This is a genomic window from Pectobacterium sp. PL64 (genome assembly GCF_022477975.1).
In the GTDB taxonomy this organism is placed as follows: Bacteria; Pseudomonadota; Gammaproteobacteria; order Enterobacterales; family Enterobacteriaceae; genus Pectobacterium; species Pectobacterium jejuense.
In genome coordinates, this window is sequence record NZ_CP092070.1 from 48296 (window position 1) to 66295 (window position 18000).

The following is an 18000-nucleotide window of genomic DNA, read 5'->3' on the forward strand; positions in this document are numbered from 1 at the left end:
TCGGCGAAGCACTGTGAGCGGACTCGCAAGCCTTACTGTGGGAGAACGAAATGGTGTATTGAATGACTCAGTGGCCGTGAACAGTCAATCCTACCAACCGGGTAACAATAGGACGGACAATCAGTATGCAAACAAAAGCGGCTGGCATGGCAACCTGATAGGCATTCATCACATTTTCCATGTAATGTGGCCCCATTCCAAATTCGGCCAGAATGATGACCAGACACATCAGAAATGCCATGATGGTCGCCATATAAAGAGCAAATACGTAGGGTGAAGTGTGCTTAGGGAAGCGGAATCGCGGGGGCTTTTTGGCAAGAGCATTAGTCATCAAGTTATCCTGGTTAACAACGGTTAGTGAAACGGTTGCTAACCTATCAAGCTAACTAGGATGGTAGTAGAGCAGCTATGCTTTAATCATTATTAAATAAAAGTAACGAATCAAGCGTTGGGGATAATATGGATGTGTTAGGGCTGATTAGCAATTTTATCCGCGTGGTAGAGAACGGCAGCATTGCCGCGGCGGCACGAGCTAAAGGTATGAGTCCGGCGGCGGTAAGCCAGAGCCTTTCACGGCTTGAGACACATTTGGGCGTGCGCCTGATATCGCGCACCACTCGTAGCATGACATTAACCGAAAACGGTAAACGCTATTTCGAGAAGGTACGCCATATTCCACATGATATCGAGCTCGCCTCTCAGGCTGCGGCGAGTGAAACCAAACTGCAAGGTCCGCTGTGCATCGCGACGACTGCCGCGTTTGGTCGGTACGTTATCGCTCCACTGATGCCTGCTTTCAAAGCGTCTTTCCCCGATATTGATATCGAACTGATTAGTACCGATCGCAACGTCAACCATCGGTTGGAAGGTGTTGATGTTAGTATCCGCATCGAGGCACAGCTGAACGATCAACTGATTGCCAGAAAAATTGCATCGATGCCATTTATATTCTGCGCGGCTCAGGCCTATCTGGATCGGGCGGGCACCCCTCAGACTCCCGAAGAACTTAGCCAGCACGCCTGCCTGGTCTTCCGCTATCCCACTGATGGACGTTTTCTTCCCTGGACATTTATGGTCAACGGGCAGCCTGTTAACGTGAAGCTCAACCCTAAATTCATCAGTGATGATATTGATATTATTGCAAAAATAGCAGCAAACGGAGGCGGCGTTACGCGTCTGGCAAGCTTTGTTGCCCAGCCGTTGATAGACAGTGGTCAACTCACGCCTTTGTTCTGCTCAGACCACAGTAACGGTAACCGCGTAGAGTCTTTACCGATGAATATTTATGCCTGTGTTAATGAACGTTCGGCACTGAATTCAAAGGTAAGAGCATTTATTGCGTTTTTAGAAGCTGAGATTTAAGACGAGGACGTGGTGATTTTCTGGGTGAATAACTTTAAATGAAGGCTCAGTGCTAGGCTGGTTTTTTAAATTAGTGGTGCCCGGACTCGGACAAACGCCGGAGGCGTTGAACAGCGCGCTGACCCTGAAAGGGTGAGCCGCTTGCGGCGAATAATCGAACGGTGTTCGATGGAGAGTTCCAATCCCCAAAAGCAAAAAACCAGCCGTTAGGCTGGTTTCTTTAAATTAGTGGTGCCCGGACTCGGAATCGAACCAAGGACACGAGGATTTTCAATCCTCTGCTCTACCGACTGAGCTATCCGGGCAACGGGGCGCATTAAACCTTAATCCCGTATGATCGTCAACCCTATTTAGGGAAAAGCTGTTCAACTGCTTAACTTTACGGCAATCTGATCGGGTAGGCATCGATTTTGCACAAATCTTCCAGAATTGATGCCTATGAACGGGTAATGCTGATAGCGAAAAGAGGGGAGCGAGATGGCGAACGACTGGCTTGAGCTACGTCAGCATGCAGATACGGGGATTGAAACGATCAAGGCGCATTTTGAAGGGCACGCCTACGATCCACACTGGCACGACAGCTACCTCGTGGGCGTGACGCTTTCCGGTACGCAGCAGTTTCATTGCCGCCGTGAACGACATCATAGTCGGCCTGGTGATGCCTTTTTGTTGGAGCCGGGTGAAATCCACGACGGTGACGCGCCGGTCGATGGTGGGTTTACCTATCTGACGTTTTACCTCGATGAGCAGTGGCTGACTAATGCGCTGCACGGCTTATATGCTTCCACGCCAGGAAGTTACTCGCTTCATTTTGCGCAAACACTCACGCGTGATCCACAGCTGGTTCGTTCGATTGGTGACACGTTCGCCACGCTTCACAACGATGAAATGAAAATCGTGCAGCAGAGCGCCATGGATAACCTGCTCTCGCAGATCACCGCACATTGTCACTGGCGAAAAAGGTTACCTTCGCAAGTGCAAAGCACGGCGGTGGCGCATCGCGCACGCGATTATCTTTATGCGCATCTGGGCGAAAATATCGGTCTGTCTGACCTCGCGCGGGAGACGGGCACCGATCGCTTCACGCTGACACGTTGCTTTAAACGTGAATTTCATCTCGCCCCGCACGCCTGGCTTATCCAACTTCGTTTGGCGAAAGCGCGGCAGCTACTGGCATGCGGCGATCAGCCTGCCGACGTAGCTGCGACCCTAGGTTTTTCCGATCAAAGCCATCTTGGCCGTTGGTTTCAGCGGGCGTATCGGATCTCGCCTGCCCATTACCGTCGGTTGTGCACAAACCTTCCAGACGTTTCCAGAAAATAGCGGCACAGTCAGGGCTCTTAAAAAGGAGTGACCTGTGAGTTTGATGCCGTTTCTGCTGTTTGCATTTGTCGCCTCGATAACGCCGGGGCCAACGAATATCCTGATTTTAACCAACAGCCAGCGCCATGGCGTGAGAAACACGCTACCCGCAGTGGTCGGTGCCTGTGTGGCGGCAAGCGCTATCGTACTGATTTCCGGTGCTGGCGCGGGGGAGATGCTGCGTCAGTATCCGGTGGTTCGTCAGGTGATGAGCTGGGCGGGCGTACTGTGGCTAAGCTGGATGAGCTGGCAGTTATTCAGGGCACCTGCGGCTACTCTCTCTGGCGAATCGCACAGCCGTTTTACGGCTCGCGCTGCGGCGTTGTTACAGGTGATTAACCCGAAAACGTGGATGATGGCATTGGCCGTCGTCAGCCTGTTCGCCCCTGCGGGGGAACATGCATTGCGGGAGATATCGATAATGGCGCTGTGGTTTTTGATTATCTCGATGGCCTGTCTGGCGTGCTGGGCAGGGCTGGGGAAAGCCGTGAACAGGGTGTTTCGCACCACCGTTGCAATGGTGCGCTTTCAGCGCCTGATGGCGCTGTGTCTGTTCGTTTCCGCCTGGGCAGGCATGCTCGCTTAGGTCAACGCGCCGTTTTTTCGGCACAACGCAAAGCGTAAGACATCTTCTGCTAACCGCTGTGCGGTGGCGATGCTGGCGGCCTGATGCTTGACCAGCAGGTTGCTCAGGCAGCCTTCCAGAATCAATTCCATCTGCTGTGCCACCATCTCAGGATCGTCGGTTTCCAGCTCTTCCAGCAAATCGCGAGTGTACTGGTAAGACGCCAGCTTCTGCTGTTCCGCAATCTGGTGGATAGGGTGATTGATATCAGGGAAGAAGCTGCACGCCGCAATAAACAAGCAGCCCGGATAACGCTGTTTGTTCACCGACTCATGAAGCACCTGATAGCGTGCCAGCAGCTTCTGCTCGATGCTTTTCTCGTCGTCCAAGAGAAGCTGACGCCGCCAGGTATCAACCTGTTGGCTATGGTGGCGCAGGCCGTCGTACAGCAGCGCCTCCCGATCCGGCCAGAATGGCGTCAGTTCCTCTACCGGAACGCCGAGTCTCTCCGCCAGCATATCCAGCGTTGTCATGGCAAAGCCGTGCTGCTCCAGCAGAGTAAGCGCATGTTCAAGAACATCTTCCCGTTGCATTAGGTCTCCTCCAGAAGCACATATATCGTCGTTTATGGGCTGAATTTCTGCAAATGCGCCTTAAACTGTTCAGCGTTCATAAAACCGGTGACGCGCGAACCGGGGATTTCTTTCCCCTGAGCGTCAAAAAATACGATGGTCGGCAGCCCTAAAACCTGTAGCTTTTTCAGCAGCGCGTTTTGTTCTTCGCGGTTAGCGGTGACGTCCGCCTGTAGCAGCGTGATGCGCGACAGATGGTTTTGCACCGCCGGGTCGCTGAACGTGTATTTCTCGAACTCTTTGCAGGCAACGCACCAGTCAGCGTAAAGATCGAGCATAACAGGCTGAGCGCTCTTTGCCAGCGAACTGTTGAGATCGGCAATATTGGCGACAGGGGCAAAGTTCAGTGCTGAGGTGTGGGCTTGCGCCACGCCAGCCGGAGGAAATGCCCAGTCTTGCAGCGGTTTAGCGCTGATCACCACGCCTGCCAGCAGCAGCAGCTGTACACCGCGCATCCAGCCTTTGCTGCTGCGCAGCGTCAGCATGAGTGCCCAGCCGAAGAAGGCGATACCTAACGCGCTCCACAGCCGCATTCCCCACGTCTCGCCCAGAATGCGTTCCAGCAGGAAGACGGGCAGCGCCAGAATAATGAAGCCAAACGCTTCCTTAACGTACTGCATCCACGGGCCGCTGCGCGGCAGCAGTTTATTGCCAAACAGCGTGACCAGAATGAGCGGTAATCCCATGCCGAGCGCGTAGAGATAAAGCGTGCCGCCACCTGCCAGCATGTTACCGCTCTGGGCGATGTAAAGCAGGATGGCGCTGAGTGGGGCGGTGGTGCAGGGGGAACAAATTAGCCCAGCCAGCGCGCCCATGCAGAATACGCCAGTGACGGAGCCGCCTTGCTGACGGTTGCTCCACTCTGTCAGTCGGGTTTGCACCGAGGACGGGAGCTGGAGCGTATACAGGCCAAACATGGACAGCGCCAGCGCAGCAAACATCACCGACAGGCCAATCAGAATGTACGGATGCTGGAGCGCGGCCTGAAAGCGTAATCCGGCGGCGGCGACAACCAGCCCAAGCAGCGTGTAGGTCAGCGCCATACCCTGAACGTAGGTCATCGACAGCAGCAGCGTGCGGCGCGGCGTCAGCTGTTCTTTTCTGCCCAACACCAGACTGGCAATCAGCGGGTACATCGGCAGGACGCAAGGGGTAAAGGCGACGCCGATACCAATCAACAGCGCCCACCACGGCGAGAACGGCATCGGCGTGGTCTGCGGCGGTGCCGTCTGGGCTGATGCGGTATTCGAGGTATCCGTGCCTGCATTAGCAAGCACCTGACTGAGAGGGACGACGCGCGTTTCCGGCGGATAGCAGAAACCCGCATCGGCGCAGCCCTGATAGGTGACTTTAACCGTCGCGCCGTTTTCGGCCTGTTGAATCGGAACCGTTAGCGCCAGCCGATCCCGCAAGATAAAGACCTGACCGAAGAACTCGTCGTTATGGCTTTCGCCCTGCGGCAGTTCCACCTTGCCCAGCGTGGCACCGTTTCCTTCGATCTTGATTTGTGCGCGGTACAAGTAGTAATCGGGATGGATATCCCAGCGCAGGTTGAGCTGGTTATCCTGCTGCTGAAATTCAAAGGCGAAAGCGCCATCGACCGGCAGAAAGCGTGACGTCGTGCTGTTGCCAAACAGTTTCTGACCGAAAGAAGAAGCGGCCACATTGGGTGTGCCGAAAGCCGTCCATAACAGGAAAATCAGCGTAAAGATGCGTTGAGCCATGTCAGATAATCGCTATCGCCCCCGGATACCGGCAGGACTAACAGCTCCGGCGTATCGTAAGGGTGTTGTTGTTTCAGGTGAGTCAGCAGTGCTTGCTGATGTGAGGTATCGCTTTTTATCAGCATTTGTACTTCTGATTGCTGTTCGAGCTTGCCTTCCCAGTAATAGAGCGAACGTGCTCCGGGCAGCAGGGTGACGCAGGCGGCAAGCCGCGTTTCCAGCAGCGAGTCGGCAAGCCGTTGCGCGCAGGCGTCGTCAGGTGCGGTACATAATATGACGACAGCATCGCAAAGCGGGCGGTCAGACATCACATCCTCCGTGTCAGATGAACAAATTCCAGACAATCAGAGCCACACTATACCTTGCTTTATTGTTTGAAGGGAATGAACTGCGAGAGTGGAACGCAGCGGATCGACGAGTTACGCCGATCCGCGAGGGACTGTCTGAAAGGCAATGTTTAGATCAGGATGCTGCCGAGGATAAAGCCAAATATCACCGACAGCGTAATCGCCATCACGCCCGGAATCAGGAAGGAGTGGTTAAACACAAACTTGCCGATGCGCGTTGAGCCGGTGTCGTCCATCTCCACGGCGGCCAATAGAGTCGGATAAGTCGGCAGAACGAACAGAGCGGAAACGGCAGCAAAAGACGCCACGGCCGTGACCGGAGACACGCCCAACAGCAGCGCAGCAGGCATCAGCGCTTTTGCCGTTGCCGCCTGTGAGTAAAGCAGCGTCGCGGCAAAGAACAGCACGACGGCCAGCATCCACGGGTAGCTTTGCAGCAGCGCACCAGCGGTATCCTGAATATCGGAAATGTGCGCTTTAACAAAGGTATCGCCCAGCCAGGCCACTCCCATCACGCAGATACAGGCGCTCATGCCGGACTTAAACGTGCTGGCAGAGAGGATGCGCGCGGTGTCGATTTTGCAGGTGATGCAAATCAGCGTGGCGATCGTCAGCATAAAGACCACAATCGCTTCGTTACGTGGCAGAACCGGATTCTGAATCAGCCCAACCGTGCCGCTGATCGCCGTGGCATACAGCACGACAGCGACGATGCCGATCAGAAATAGCATCACGGAAAGTTTGGCGCCCGGTTTGATTTCATGCTGGCTATTACCGCGCAGCGTGGTTTCGCCTTTTTTCAGACGTTCCTGATAAATCGGATCGTCTTTCAGCTCTTTACCCAGGAAGTTGGTCACAATTGCCGTCAGCAGGATGGCAGCGAGCGTGGTAGGAATACAGATGCCTAACAGAAGAAGATAGCTGACCCCGTGCGGCTCAAGAATACCCGCGACAAACACCACCGCCGCCGAGATTGGCGACGCGGTAATGGCGATTTGCGAGGCAACGACGGCAATCGAAAGCGGACGAGAAGGGCGGATACCCTGCTCTTTGGCGACTTCGGCGATAACCGGCAGGGTGGAAAACGCGGTGTGTCCGGTTCCGGCCAGAATCGTCATGAAGTAGGTGACCAGCGGGGCGAGAAAAGTCACGTATTTCGGGTGCTTACGCAGCAGTTTCTCCGCCAGACTGACCAGATAATCCATTCCGCCCGCCACCTGCATCGCGGCGATGGCAGCGATAACGGCCATGATAATTTCAATGACATCAAAAGGGATCACGCCGGGCTTTATCTGAAACCCCAGCGTAAGAACAAGCACTCCCAGGCCACCGGCGAAACCAATGCCGATGCCTCCCAGTCGTGCTCCCAAATAGATGGCAAGCAGAACGATCAGTAACTCAAGACCAAGCATGACTATGCTCCTTAATTAATAAAAAATTCATAACTTATTCTTATGGCCGTAGGCGGCAAAAAATAAAGGCACGCTGTTCTTCGTGAACGGACGTGCCTGTGGGTATTAGGTGTTGGTGTTAAGGAAGCTCGTTTTCATCGGTGTAGCGTTTGGCTTTGTACGCCGGATGCATCAGGTTCTGGATGGAGAAAATGTCATCCAGTTCGGCTTCGGTCAGCAGGCCGCGCTCCAGTACGACTTCACGCACGCTTTTCCCCGTTTCCGCGCAGATTCTGCCGACGATATCGCCGTTGTGGTGGCCGATGAACGGGTTCAGGTACGTCACAATCCCGATGGAGTTGAAGACATAGGCTTCGCAGACGCTCTTGTTGGCGGTGATGCCGTTGACGCATTTCTCCAGCAGGTTGTAGCAGGCGTTGGTCAGAATGTGGGTCGATTCAAACATCGCCTGGCCAATAACCGGTTCCATCACGTTTAACTGCAATTGCCCGGCTTCTGACGCCATCGTGACGCAAGTGTCGTTACCGATGACCTTGAAGCACACCTGATTGACGACTTCCGGCACGACCGGATTCACCTTGGCGGGCATGATTGAGGAACCTGCTTGCAGTTCCGGCAGATTGATTTCATTCAGGCCAGCGCGGGGGCCAGAAGAGAGTAAACGCAGGTCATTACAGATCTTAGACAGCTTTACGGCCAGCCGCTTCAGCGAGCTGTGCACCATCACATAGGCACCACAGTCTGACGTGGCTTCGATCAAATCTTCTGCTGGCACGCACGGCAGACCGCTGACTTCCGCCAGACGCTGCACCGCCAGTTGCTGATAGCCGTCTGGCGTATTCAGGCGCGTACCGATTGCAGTTGCGCCCAAATTGACTTCAAGCAGCAGTTCCGACGTGCGCAGCAGGTTTTTGATTTCTTCCTGTAACAGCACGTTAAATGCATGAAATTCCTGACCGAGCGTCATCGGCACGGCGTCCTGCAACTGGGTGCGGCCCATTTTCAGTACGTCTTCAAATTCTTTGGCTTTGCGTTCGAAGCCATCGCTCAACTTCGCTATCGCCTCTGTCAGTTTCAGGACGGCCGCGTAGACCGCGATACGAAATCCGGTGGGGTAGGCATCATTGGTGGACTGGCATTTGTTCAGGTGATCGTTGGGGTTCAGATACTGGTATTCGCCTTTCTGGTGGCCCATCAGCTCCAGACCAATATTGGCTAATACTTCGTTGGTATTCATGTTGACCGACGTGCCAGCGCCCCCTTGATAGACATCTACCGGGAACTGATCCATGCATTTGCCGTTATTCAGCACTTCATCGCAGGCGCGGATGATGACGTCGGCGATTTTTTTCGGGATAGTTTGCAGCTCTCTGTTCGCCAAGGCCGCGGCTTTCTTCACCATGACCATGCCGCGCACGAACTCGGGTATGTCACTGATTTTATTGTTACTGATATAGAAATTCTCGACAGCGCGCAGCGTGTGAACGCCATAATACGCGTCTGCGGGAACTTCTCGGGTGCCTAACAGGTCTTCTTCAATACGGATGTTTTCTGACATGAGAGTGCTTATCCTGTTGTGCGACTAGTGATGCAACTAGACGTTGTGGGCTGGTGTGTCGGGCGGCGTTATCTCGAAAAACCCTTATCTCGAAAAGTCATTATCTTGAAAAACAATGTGGTCTCGGATAAAGCGTCTTATCTCGGCAATAGTCTCGGGATGTTTGACCAACCATGAATCCATTGCCGTGAGGATATGTCGTTACGACAGCGAAAAACAGGTGTTTAGATCACTATACTGGCGTTCTCTACCACGATGGTAAATGAACTGTGACTGTAGTCACGAGTCACTATTTTAGAACAATAATCGTAGGGCGGCGGCTTGAAAATGCGCAAAGTCGTACCCACTTCAGTAAATCATGATGTGCCGGATCGCAGAGCAGGCGCGCATTTTACCTAATCCATTGGTAGTAAATCCGATGGGTAGTAAGGCGTACTGGGTTTTCAATAGCGATGGCTTAACACGTTCTTATTAACAGACGTTTTTATTAAAACAGTACGCGTAAAACACACAGGAGTACCGGGTGCGCTGGTTACCGTTATTACTTATTTTTCTTTTGGCTTACATCGAGATATCGCTGTTTATTCAGGTGGCTGAGGTGCTTGGCGTCGCCATGACCCTGCTGCTGGTTGTCTTCACGTCCTGCGTGGGCGTCTCGCTGGTGCGTAATCAGGGGATGAAAACGCTGGTGCAGATGCAGCAGAAAATGGCGGCAGGTGAAAGCCCGGCGGCCGAGATGGTAAAAAGCGTTTCACTGGTGCTGGCAGGCTTCCTGCTGCTGATTCCGGGCTTCCTGACTGACTTTCTGGGGCTGCTGTTACTGCTGCCACCGGTGCAGAAAAGACTGACGCTCAAGCTGATGCCTCACCTGCACGTTTGGCGTTCTGGTCCTGGAGCTGGCCCCGGCGCATCGTCTTCCGGCGGTAACACCTTTGAAGGTGAATACCAGCGCAAGGATGGCGGGCGCGCAAATATTGAACACCGTGACGATAGTGACAACCGTTAACGTCAAGACGAATTGAAAAGCAGATAAGGATTATCATATTGATAATCCTTATTTTTTATCAGGTGCCAGCGATAGGCAGACGCCTAACGCAAAAAAAATGAATTTTTTCCCTTGAAGGGCGGTGAAACGCCCCCACTTAGAACACCACAAGGCCGATTATGAAAAGCATAATCGTTATGAAACATAGTTGTTATGAAGACATAGTCGGCGTTTATCCTAAACCGATATGGACTTTCTCAAAGGAGAGCTATCAATGAATATTCGTCCATTGCATGACCGCGTGATCGTCAAGCGCAAAGAAGTTGAGTCAAAATCTGCTGGCGGTATCGTACTGACTGGTTCCGCTGCTGGTAAATCTACCCGTGGTGAAGTTCTGGCCGTAGGTCACGGACGTATCCTGGAAAATGGCGAAGTGAAGCCGCTGGATGTGAAAGTTGGCGACATCGTTATTTTCAATGATGGCTATGGCGTGAAAGCAGAGAAGATTGATAACGAAGAAGTGTTGATCATGTCTGAAAGCGACATTCTGGCAATTGTTGAAGCGTAATTGCGCGTAATCATCTGAACTGAAAGAATTTGAGGGAAATAGACCATGGCAGCTAAAGACGTAAAATTCGGTAATGACGCTCGCGTAAAAATGCTGCGCGGCGTAAATGTACTGGCTGATGCAGTGAAGGTTACCCTGGGCCCGAAAGGCCGTAATGTCGTGTTGGATAAATCCTTCGGTGCACCGACCATTACTAAAGACGGCGTATCTGTTGCGCGTGAAATCGAGCTGGAAGACAAGTTCGAGAACATGGGCGCACAGATGGTGAAAGAAGTTGCCTCTAAAGCGAATGACGCAGCAGGCGACGGCACCACGACCGCAACCGTATTGGCGCAGGCTATCATCACTGAAGGCCTGAAAGCTGTTGCAGCGGGCATGAACCCGATGGATCTGAAGCGCGGTATCGATAAAGCCGTTATCGCCGCTGTTGAAGAGCTGAAAGCACTGTCTGTACCGTGCTCTGACTCTAAAGCTATCGCTCAGGTTGGTACCATCTCTGCTAACTCCGACGAAACCGTAGGCAAAATGATTGCCGAAGCTATGGATAAAGTCGGTAAAGAAGGCGTGATCACCGTTGAAGAAGGTCTACCGGTCTGCAAGACGAGCTGGACGTGGTTGAAGGTATGCAGTTCGACCGTGGCTACCTGTCTCCGTACTTCATCAACAAGCCGGAAACCGGTGCTGTAGAACTGGAAAGCCCGTTCATCCTGCTGGCTGACAAAAAAATCTCCAACATCCGCGAAATGTTGCCAGTACTGGAAGCCGTAGCGAAAGCTGGCAAACCGCTGGTTATCGTTGCTGAAGATGTTGAAGGCGAAGCGCTGGCAACGCTGGTGGTTAACACCATGCGTGGCATCGTGAAAGTTGCTGCGGTGAAAGCACCGGGCTTCGGCGACCGTCGTAAAGCAATGCTGCAAGACATCGCTACGCTGACTGGCGGTACCGTTATCTCTGAAGAGATCGGTCTGGAGCTGGAAAAAGCGACGCTGGAAGATCTGGGTCAGGCAAAACGCGTTGTGATCAACAAAGACACCACCACCATCATCGATGGTACGGGTGAAGAAGCTGCGATCCAGGGCCGTGTTGCTCAGATCCGTCAGCAGGTTGAAGAAGCAACGTCTGATTACGACAAAGAAAAACTGCAAGAGCGTGTGGCTAAACTGGCTGGCGGCGTAGCTGTCATCAAAGTTGGCGCAGCGACTGAAGTTGAAATGAAAGAGAAGAAAGCACGCGTTGAAGATGCCCTGGCTGCGACTCGCGCCGCGGTAGAAGAAGGCGTGGTTGCTGGTGGTGGTGTGGCGCTGGTTCGCGTTGCAGCCAAACTGGCTTCTCTGACTGCTCAAAACGAAGAGCAGAACGTGGGTATCAAAGTTGCGCTGCGCGCGATGGAAGCGCCACTGCGTCAGATCGTTTCCAACGCTGGCGAAGAGCCATCTGTCGTTGCGAACAGCGTTAAAGCGGGCGAAGGTAACTACGGTTACAACGCAGCAACTGAAGAATACGGCAACATGATCGACTTCGGTATTCTGGATCCAACCAAAGTCACCCGTTCTGCGCTGCAGTTCGCGGCTTCTGTTGCGGGCCTGATGATCACCACCGAATGTATGGTTACCGACCTGCCGAAAAGCGATGCACCTGACTTAGGTGGCGCTGGTGGTATGGGCGGCATGGGTGGTATGGGCGGCATGATGTAATGTGACCCCCTTGTTGCCGGAGCGATTTTCCGGCAACGGGAGTCAGGTTACAGAAGCACGTCTTTCTGTCCTTTAAAGAGCACTATCTGGTCGCGAGACTGGGTGGTGCTTTTTTTATGCGCGGCATTGCTGAAATGTTGCCGTATCGTTGATGAATGCGTTTATAGCCTGTTATCGGGGGAAGCATTCTGCGCTACAATGGCGGCGTTACTTTATTTACGAATACCTTTTTATTCAAAACAACCCTGTTCGGAGTAGGGACAATGTCTGACGATGCGTCTACGCTTCTGCGTTCTATTTCCTGGTTTACTGAGCCCCCTTCGGTATTACCTGAGCACATTGGTGACTGGCTGATGGAAACCGGCTCCATGACGCGGCGACTTGAAAAATATTGTGCCCAACTGAAGACCATCCTGTGCAGTGAGAAATTCATTACGCCACAGGCGCTGGGCGAAGAGCGCGAACAGCTGCCTTACAGTGAGCGTTACTGGCTGCGTGAAGTGGTGCTGTATGGTGACGATCGTCCCTGGCTTTTTGGCCGTACCATTGTTCCGCAACAGACGCTCGACGGCACGGATTCAGCCCTGACGAAAATAGGCAATCAGCCGCTAGGCCGCTACCTGTTTGGACAAAAGGCGCTGACGCGTGACTATATCCATACCGGATGCAGTGAAGGCTTATGGGCGCGGCGTTCCCGCCTGTGTGTCTCTGGTTATCCGTTACTGTTGACTGAGCTTTTCTTACCGGAATCACCGATTTATTTCAGCCGGTGATGAAGGTTGGTAGGTAATTTGAGGAGATAAATCCTTGGAAAGAAGTGTTACAGCAGGGAAATGGCTGGCTTATTGTCGCTTGATGCGAATTGATAAACCGATAGGTTCTCTGTTGCTGCTGTGGCCAACGCTATGGGCGCTGTGGCTAGCGGGTGGGGGAGCGCCTGCACCGTGGACGCTGTTTGTTTTTGTCGCTGGCGTTTTCTTGATGCGTGCGGCGGGCTGCGTCATCAATGATTATGCCGATCGCCATTTTGACGGCCATGTAAAACGTACTGCTTCTCGCCCGTTGCCTAGCGGCGAAGTGAGCGAGCGAGCTGCCAAAGTGCTGTTTGTCGTGCTGGTCTTGCTGGCGTTTGGCTTGGTGCTGACGCTGAATAAGATGACGATCTGGCTGTCCGTTGCGGGGCTGGGTCTGGCATGGGTCTATCCGTTCATGAAACGGGTCAGCCATCTTCCTCAGTTTGTGCTGGGCGCGGCGTTTGGCTGGTCAATCCCGATGGCTTACGCGGCGGTGAGTGAAAGCCTGCCAGCGAGCTGCTGGATGATGTTTGTAGCGTATATTTGCTGGACGGTCGCCTACGATACCCAATATGCGATGGTGGATCGTGATGACGACCTGAAGATCGGCGTGAAATCCACGGCGATTCTGTTTGGCCGTTTTGACAATATCATCATCGGGTTACTGCAGTTCAGTATGCTGGCGTTGCTGCTGGCTTTGGGCATCACTACCGGATTAGGAACGCCATACACTATTTCTCTACTGGTGGCTGCGGGGATGTTTGTTTATCAGCAAATCCTGACCGCTGAGCGCGAGCGTGATGCCTGTTTCAAAGCCTTTCACAATAATAAATACGCGGGTATGGCGATATTCATTGGCGTGCTGTTTGGCCTATAGGTCGAACTGACAGAAACAAAAAAAGCAGCGATTTCCCGCTGCTTTTTTTATGGTGGAAGCTCAGACGTGTTTGTTATAACAAACGTATTCACGGCTTGATGGCGGCGCGTCGTCCGCCATTTTCCCGTAATTGTCCGGTTAATCCTGTTTTGTTTCTTCGACCTTTTCTACCGGCTGACTGGCGGCTTCCATTTCAGCTGGTGAGCTGGCGCTTTCGATAGTCAACCGCACTTCCGGGGTGATTAGATCGCCGAGGATGTTGTAGATTGCCACGATATCGCTTTGCGCCGTTTCCGCGCTGTCGGTGATATATCCTTCTGTACGTAAGGTCGCGACCAGCGTTGAGAACACCGCTTTATCAAAGAATTCCGGCGCGTTGATACCGTGCAGGACGGACAGGCGCTGCGCCATGTTCCGGCTTTCTTTCTCCAGCGTCCCACGGTTGATCTCTGGGTTCGCACACAGCAAGGATAGTGTGATCGCATAGCGTTGCAGCGTTTCACGCACGCCTGCTGACAGCAGTTGCAGCGTACGGATACGTGGCGGATTGATGGCTAATTGACCGTCACGGCTGCACAGCAGCTCTTGTCGAATCAGTTCATTAGCCAGCGTTTCCAGAACGCCTGGCAACTGCTCTTTGGAATAGTGCAGGAACAGCTCCGCTTGCAGCAGCGGATAGATCAGCGCGATCTGTCGTACGACTTCGGCAAGCGTAATCCGGCGATGGTGGATGACGATGCTGGCGATCAGCGACGGCAAGACCAACAGGTGCTGGATGTTATTGCGGTAGTACGTCATCAGTACCGCCTGCTCGCGCGGCAGAATGATGATATCGCCAATGCTATCCTTCTCGACTTCAAACTTGTTCATGCCCAGCGCGTGTTCCAGCAGTTCATCCGCTGTCTTCTTCGGTGCCGTAATATCTTTGTGATAAGGCACCTGGCGCAGCAGCTGGAGGTAGCAATCCAGCTGTTCGTGCATTTGTTCGCGCGTTAGTGAACGCTGGCGCGAGGCTAATAAAGCCGTAGAGCACAGGTTCATTGCGTTTGCTGCCGCAGAATTGTTGATACGCACCATGATATCCATAGAGATATCCTGCACCGTCGGCGTTAGCCAGCTTGGGCGCTGTGCCTCAATAGGATCGATCGCATCACGCCATTGCGGAACATGCTGGTTCAGGTAAGTTGTCAGCGGGAGTGGTTCACCGAAGTTCACGTACCCTTGGCCGAGATTACGCAGTTTGCGCAAACCGCGCACCATCTGCATAAAGCCTTCTTTTTCCTTCACCGCACCGCGCAGCTCTTTCGCATAGGTGCCGACTTCCATCACGTGCTCGTAACCGACATAAATCGGTACCAGCGTGATGGGGCGCGTACCGCCTCTCAGCATGGCCTGAATGGTCATCGCCAGCGTACCGGTTTTTGGCTCTAACAGCCGGCCCGTGCGTGAGCGCCCGCCTTCCATGAAGTATTCAACCGAATAACCGCGGGCAAACAGCTCACCCAGATATTCACGGAAAATCGTGGAATACAGCTTGTTGCCTTTGAAGGTACGGCGAATAAAGAACGCGCCAAGACGGCGGAAGATAGGACCTGCTGGCCAGAAATTCAGGTTGATACCGGCGGCGATGTGCGGTGGCACTAAGCCTTGATGGTACAGGACGTAGGACAGCAGCAGATAATCCATGTGGCTGCGGTGGCAGGGCACATAGACAATGCCGTGGCCATCCTGCGCCAACTGACGAACGCGTTCGGCGTTGTGGACGTTAATCCCCTGATAAAGGCGGTTCCACGTCCAGCTTAATACGCGATCCGACAGACGCACGGCTTCGTAGGAGAAGTCAGCGGCGATTTCTTCCATTAGCGCAATAGCGTTCTGCTGCGCTTTCTCAGTAGAAATCTTCTTACTGCGCGCCTCATCGTCTACGGCTTTCTTGATCGCTTTGGAATCCAGCAGCTTGTTAAATAGCTCCTGACGCACCGGCAAACGTGGCCCAACTGCCGCCAAACGTTGGCGAGAGAAGTGCATACGTGCGACACGCGCCAGTTTGTGGGCTATGGTTTTGTCAGTACCATGCTCGGTCGCCATATAACGTAGCGACACCGGGCTGGAGAAGCGGACAAAGCTGTCGCGGCCTAGCCACAGGACGGCGAAGAATTTCTCAATGCCGTTGAGCAAGCGCAGATGCGGTGTGGCCTGAGTGTGGCCTTCCCGACCCGGAGAGCGCCCAAACATCACAGAAACTGGCACCATCTGTACGTCTAAATCTGGATTGGCACGATGCAGATCCAGATAGTCGTGAAACAGCTTGACGGATTTCTGTTTGGGAACGTAATAGCGGAAGACGCGCGGCCCGTCATTAATAAAGACGTGGCTAGGAAGTTCGACGCCATTGAATTCGAACGACTGCGAGGGATCGGGTAGCCCCAATGCCAGGCATTTCGCACGTAGCGTCAAGAGATCCGCCTGAGAGTTATAAGGCAGAACATAGAGTATAGGACGTGAGGGATCTAACCCTAGCTCGACCACCGGATCTGCGGGAATAACTTTGCTCTTCACCAACAGTTTCAGTGGGAGATTCAATAATTTATAGTAAATTTTACGCCAACCTGACATAACAACATGGAGCCTCTTGTTAGCAATGCGCCGCAAGGATACCAGAAACTGCGCCGGAGATCTGTGGTGATGAGACAACGTAAGCGCGTTAAAATGCGAACTATTTTGCATAAATAGCGGAGGATAAATGAATAAAGCAACGGGGATGACCCGGATCATTAAAGCGACCGGTTATTCCTTTAAGGGGTTGAAGCAGGCGTGGCAGCATGAGGCGGCATTTCGTCAGGAAACGATACTGACCCTTGTCGGCGTCATTATCGCGTGTTTACTGCCGGTTACGCTGGTCGAAAAACTGCTGCTTATCGGGTCTGTGGTACTGATTATGCTGTTTGAGCTGGCCAATAGCGCCATTGAAGCCGTGGTTGATCGCATTGGTCTCGAGCACCACGAATTATCCGGTCGGGCGAAAGATATTGGCTCGGCGGCTGTCTTTGTTGCCATCCTGTTAGCCGCTGTCGTCTGGGGCAGCATCCTCTGGCAACATTTTGCCTGACGGCGCGCATAAATGAGTAAAAGTCAGGGGCTTTGCCGAGATCTCCATTCCCAATTGTGGCTTACCTGTATATACTCACAGCAAGACTGTATAAACAACCAGGGGGCGGAATGAAAGTATTAACAGCAAGGCAGCAGCAGGTTTATGACCTGATCCGCGATCATATTGCGCAAACCGGAATGCCGCCAACGCGCGCGGAAATTGCTCAACAGCTGGGGTTTCGCTCTCCTAATGCGGCTGAAGAGCATCTGAAAGCGCTGGCGCGTAAAGGCGTGATTGAGATTGTATCGGGCGCGTCTCGTGGTATTCGTCTGCTAATGGAAGAAGAGACGGGTATTCCTCTGGTTGGCCGCGTGGCCGCAGGTGAACCCCTGCTGGCACAGGAACATATCGAGTGTCACTATCAGGTTGACCCTGCGATGTTCAAACCTAGCGCTGATTTTTTGCTGCGGGTGAGCGGCATGTCGATGAAAGATATCGGTATTATGGATGGTGATTTACTGGCCGTGCATAAAACAGAAGATGTGCGCAACGGTCAGATTGTCGTCGCGCGTATTGACGATGAGGTGACGGTGAAGCGCCTGAAAAAGCAGGGCAATACGGTACACCTCCTCGCTGAAAATGAAGAGTTTGCCCCGATTGTTGTCGATCTGCGTCAGCAAAGCTTTTCGATAGAAGGCTTAGCGGTTGGCGTGATTCGTAACAGCGACTGGAGCTAACCATTCGCAGAGATGCACTGCTCGTTTGTCTGGGTCAGTGCATCATGTTCTGTTTGTTAATCTGCTAACCATATACATTTAGTTACATTTCGCGTGCGTTTTCTACTATCCCATTACCTCCTGTTTTTTCACCGCTTTTTGCGGTTATTTTCCCTTTATCAATGCTCGTTCCAGTTACAGATTCCTGATTTTTCATTCAAAGTAAAATATTCGACTATAATTTTTATCAAGGTAAGCATTTTTATCTTGATTGTGTGGCGATAGATCAGTTTGACGATCGAGTATTAGCCAT

At 52.9% G+C, this 18000-nt stretch carries 16 protein-coding genes, 1 tRNA gene and 1 pseudogene; 10 read left to right on the forward strand and 8 right to left on the reverse strand.

Annotated elements, in window-relative coordinates:
- Window positions 1–67 precede the first annotated feature (67 nt).
- Window positions 68–331: a DUF2798 domain-containing protein gene (locus HP572_RS00190; RefSeq protein WP_240584454.1), complete on the reverse strand. Its 264-nt coding sequence runs from the start codon at window positions 329–331 to the stop codon at window positions 68–70.
- 128 nt (window positions 332–459) lie between these two features.
- Between HP572_RS00190 and HP572_RS00195 the strand changes: the two genes are divergently transcribed.
- Window positions 460–1362 (forward strand): LysR family transcriptional regulator, encoded by a 903-nt coding sequence (locus HP572_RS00195; protein WP_240584455.1) that lies wholly within the window; start codon window positions 460–462, stop codon window positions 1360–1362.
- 229 nt (window positions 1363–1591) lie between these two features.
- Here HP572_RS00195 and HP572_RS00200 read toward each other — a convergent pair.
- Window positions 1592–1667 (reverse strand) — tRNA-Phe (locus HP572_RS00200).
- Window positions 1668–1839: 172 nt separating this feature from the next.
- Between HP572_RS00200 and HP572_RS00205 the strand changes: the two genes are divergently transcribed.
- Window positions 1840–2685 carry an AraC family transcriptional regulator gene (locus HP572_RS00205; protein ID WP_240584456.1) on the forward strand — a complete coding sequence of 282 codons (846 nt, stop codon included), beginning with the start codon at window positions 1840–1842 and terminating at the stop codon, window positions 2683–2685.
- A gap of 34 nt (window positions 2686–2719) precedes the next feature.
- On the forward strand, window positions 2720–3310 hold the full coding sequence (locus tag HP572_RS00210) for a LysE family translocator (RefSeq protein ID WP_240584457.1): 591 nt from the start codon (window positions 2720–2722) through the stop codon (window positions 3308–3310).
- Here HP572_RS00210 and HP572_RS00215 read toward each other — a convergent pair.
- The 5 genes from HP572_RS00215 to aspA form a co-directional block, all read right to left on the reverse strand.
- The gene (locus HP572_RS00215; RefSeq protein WP_014914059.1) at window positions 3307–3882 is read right to left on the reverse strand and encodes a transcriptional regulator; all 576 of its coding nucleotides are present in this window, start codon (window positions 3880–3882) and stop codon (window positions 3307–3309) included. The two genes, HP572_RS00210 and HP572_RS00215, sit on opposite strands and share 4 nt — an antisense overlap.
- A 32-nt stretch (window positions 3883–3914) precedes the next feature.
- Window positions 3915–5645, reverse strand: a complete 1731-nt coding sequence (locus HP572_RS00220) for a protein-disulfide reductase DsbD (protein ID WP_240584458.1) — start codon at window positions 5643–5645, stop codon at window positions 3915–3917.
- Window positions 5621–5953, reverse strand: coding sequence for a divalent cation tolerance protein CutA (gene cutA, locus HP572_RS00225; protein ID WP_010286405.1), 333 nt, complete (start codon window positions 5951–5953; stop codon window positions 5621–5623). Before cutA ends, HP572_RS00220 begins: the two co-directional genes overlap by 25 nt.
- A gap of 149 nt (window positions 5954–6102) precedes the next feature.
- Window positions 6103–7404: an anaerobic C4-dicarboxylate transporter gene (locus tag HP572_RS00230; protein ID WP_010286407.1), complete on the reverse strand. Its 1302-nt coding sequence runs from the start codon at window positions 7402–7404 to the stop codon at window positions 6103–6105.
- Window positions 7405–7522: 118 nt separating this feature from the next.
- Complete coding sequence (gene aspA / locus HP572_RS00235) at window positions 7523–8962, reverse strand: aspartate ammonia-lyase (protein ID WP_039279303.1); 1440 nt, start codon at window positions 8960–8962, stop codon at window positions 7523–7525.
- A gap of 523 nt (window positions 8963–9485) precedes the next feature.
- Between aspA and HP572_RS00240 the strand changes: the two genes are divergently transcribed.
- The 5 genes and pseudogenes from HP572_RS00240 to ubiA all read left to right on the forward strand — a co-directional run bounded on the left by HP572_RS00240 (window position 9486) and on the right by ubiA (window position 13880).
- Window positions 9486–9968 carry an FxsA family protein gene (locus HP572_RS00240; protein WP_010282891.1) on the forward strand — a complete coding sequence of 161 codons (483 nt, stop codon included), beginning with the start codon at window positions 9486–9488 and terminating at the stop codon, window positions 9966–9968.
- Window positions 9969–10221: 253 nt separating this feature from the next.
- The gene (locus HP572_RS00245; protein WP_005971295.1) at window positions 10222–10515 is read left to right on the forward strand and encodes a co-chaperone GroES; all 294 of its coding nucleotides are present in this window, start codon (window positions 10222–10224) and stop codon (window positions 10513–10515) included.
- 45 nt (window positions 10516–10560) lie between these two features.
- Window positions 10561–12209, forward strand: a pseudogene (groL, locus tag HP572_RS00250) (chaperonin GroEL).
- Window positions 12210–12472: 263 nt separating this feature from the next.
- Window positions 12473–12982, forward strand: a complete 510-nt coding sequence (ubiC, locus tag HP572_RS00255; protein ID WP_039282400.1) for a chorismate lyase — start codon at window positions 12473–12475, stop codon at window positions 12980–12982.
- A gap of 34 nt (window positions 12983–13016) precedes the next feature.
- Complete coding sequence (gene ubiA / locus HP572_RS00260) at window positions 13017–13880, forward strand: 4-hydroxybenzoate octaprenyltransferase (protein ID WP_240584459.1); 864 nt, start codon at window positions 13017–13019, stop codon at window positions 13878–13880.
- A gap of 138 nt (window positions 13881–14018) precedes the next feature.
- On the opposite strand, the gene plsB is transcribed toward ubiA, so the two are convergent.
- A complete protein-coding gene (gene plsB / locus HP572_RS00265; protein ID WP_240584460.1) occupies window positions 14019–16496 on the reverse strand; it encodes a glycerol-3-phosphate 1-O-acyltransferase PlsB in 2478 nt (825 codons plus the stop codon).
- 127 nt (window positions 16497–16623) lie between these two features.
- Here plsB and HP572_RS00270 point away from each other — a divergent pair, with 127 nt between their 5' ends.
- Together HP572_RS00270 and lexA are read left to right on the forward strand one after the other, a co-directional pair.
- Window positions 16624–16989, forward strand: a complete 366-nt coding sequence (locus HP572_RS00270) for a diacylglycerol kinase (RefSeq protein ID WP_039282393.1) — start codon at window positions 16624–16626, stop codon at window positions 16987–16989.
- Between the two features lie 110 nt (window positions 16990–17099).
- Window positions 17100–17708, forward strand: a complete 609-nt coding sequence (lexA, locus tag HP572_RS00275; protein WP_010282910.1) for a transcriptional repressor LexA — start codon at window positions 17100–17102, stop codon at window positions 17706–17708.
- The last annotated feature ends 292 nt before the right edge of the window (window positions 17709–18000 follow it).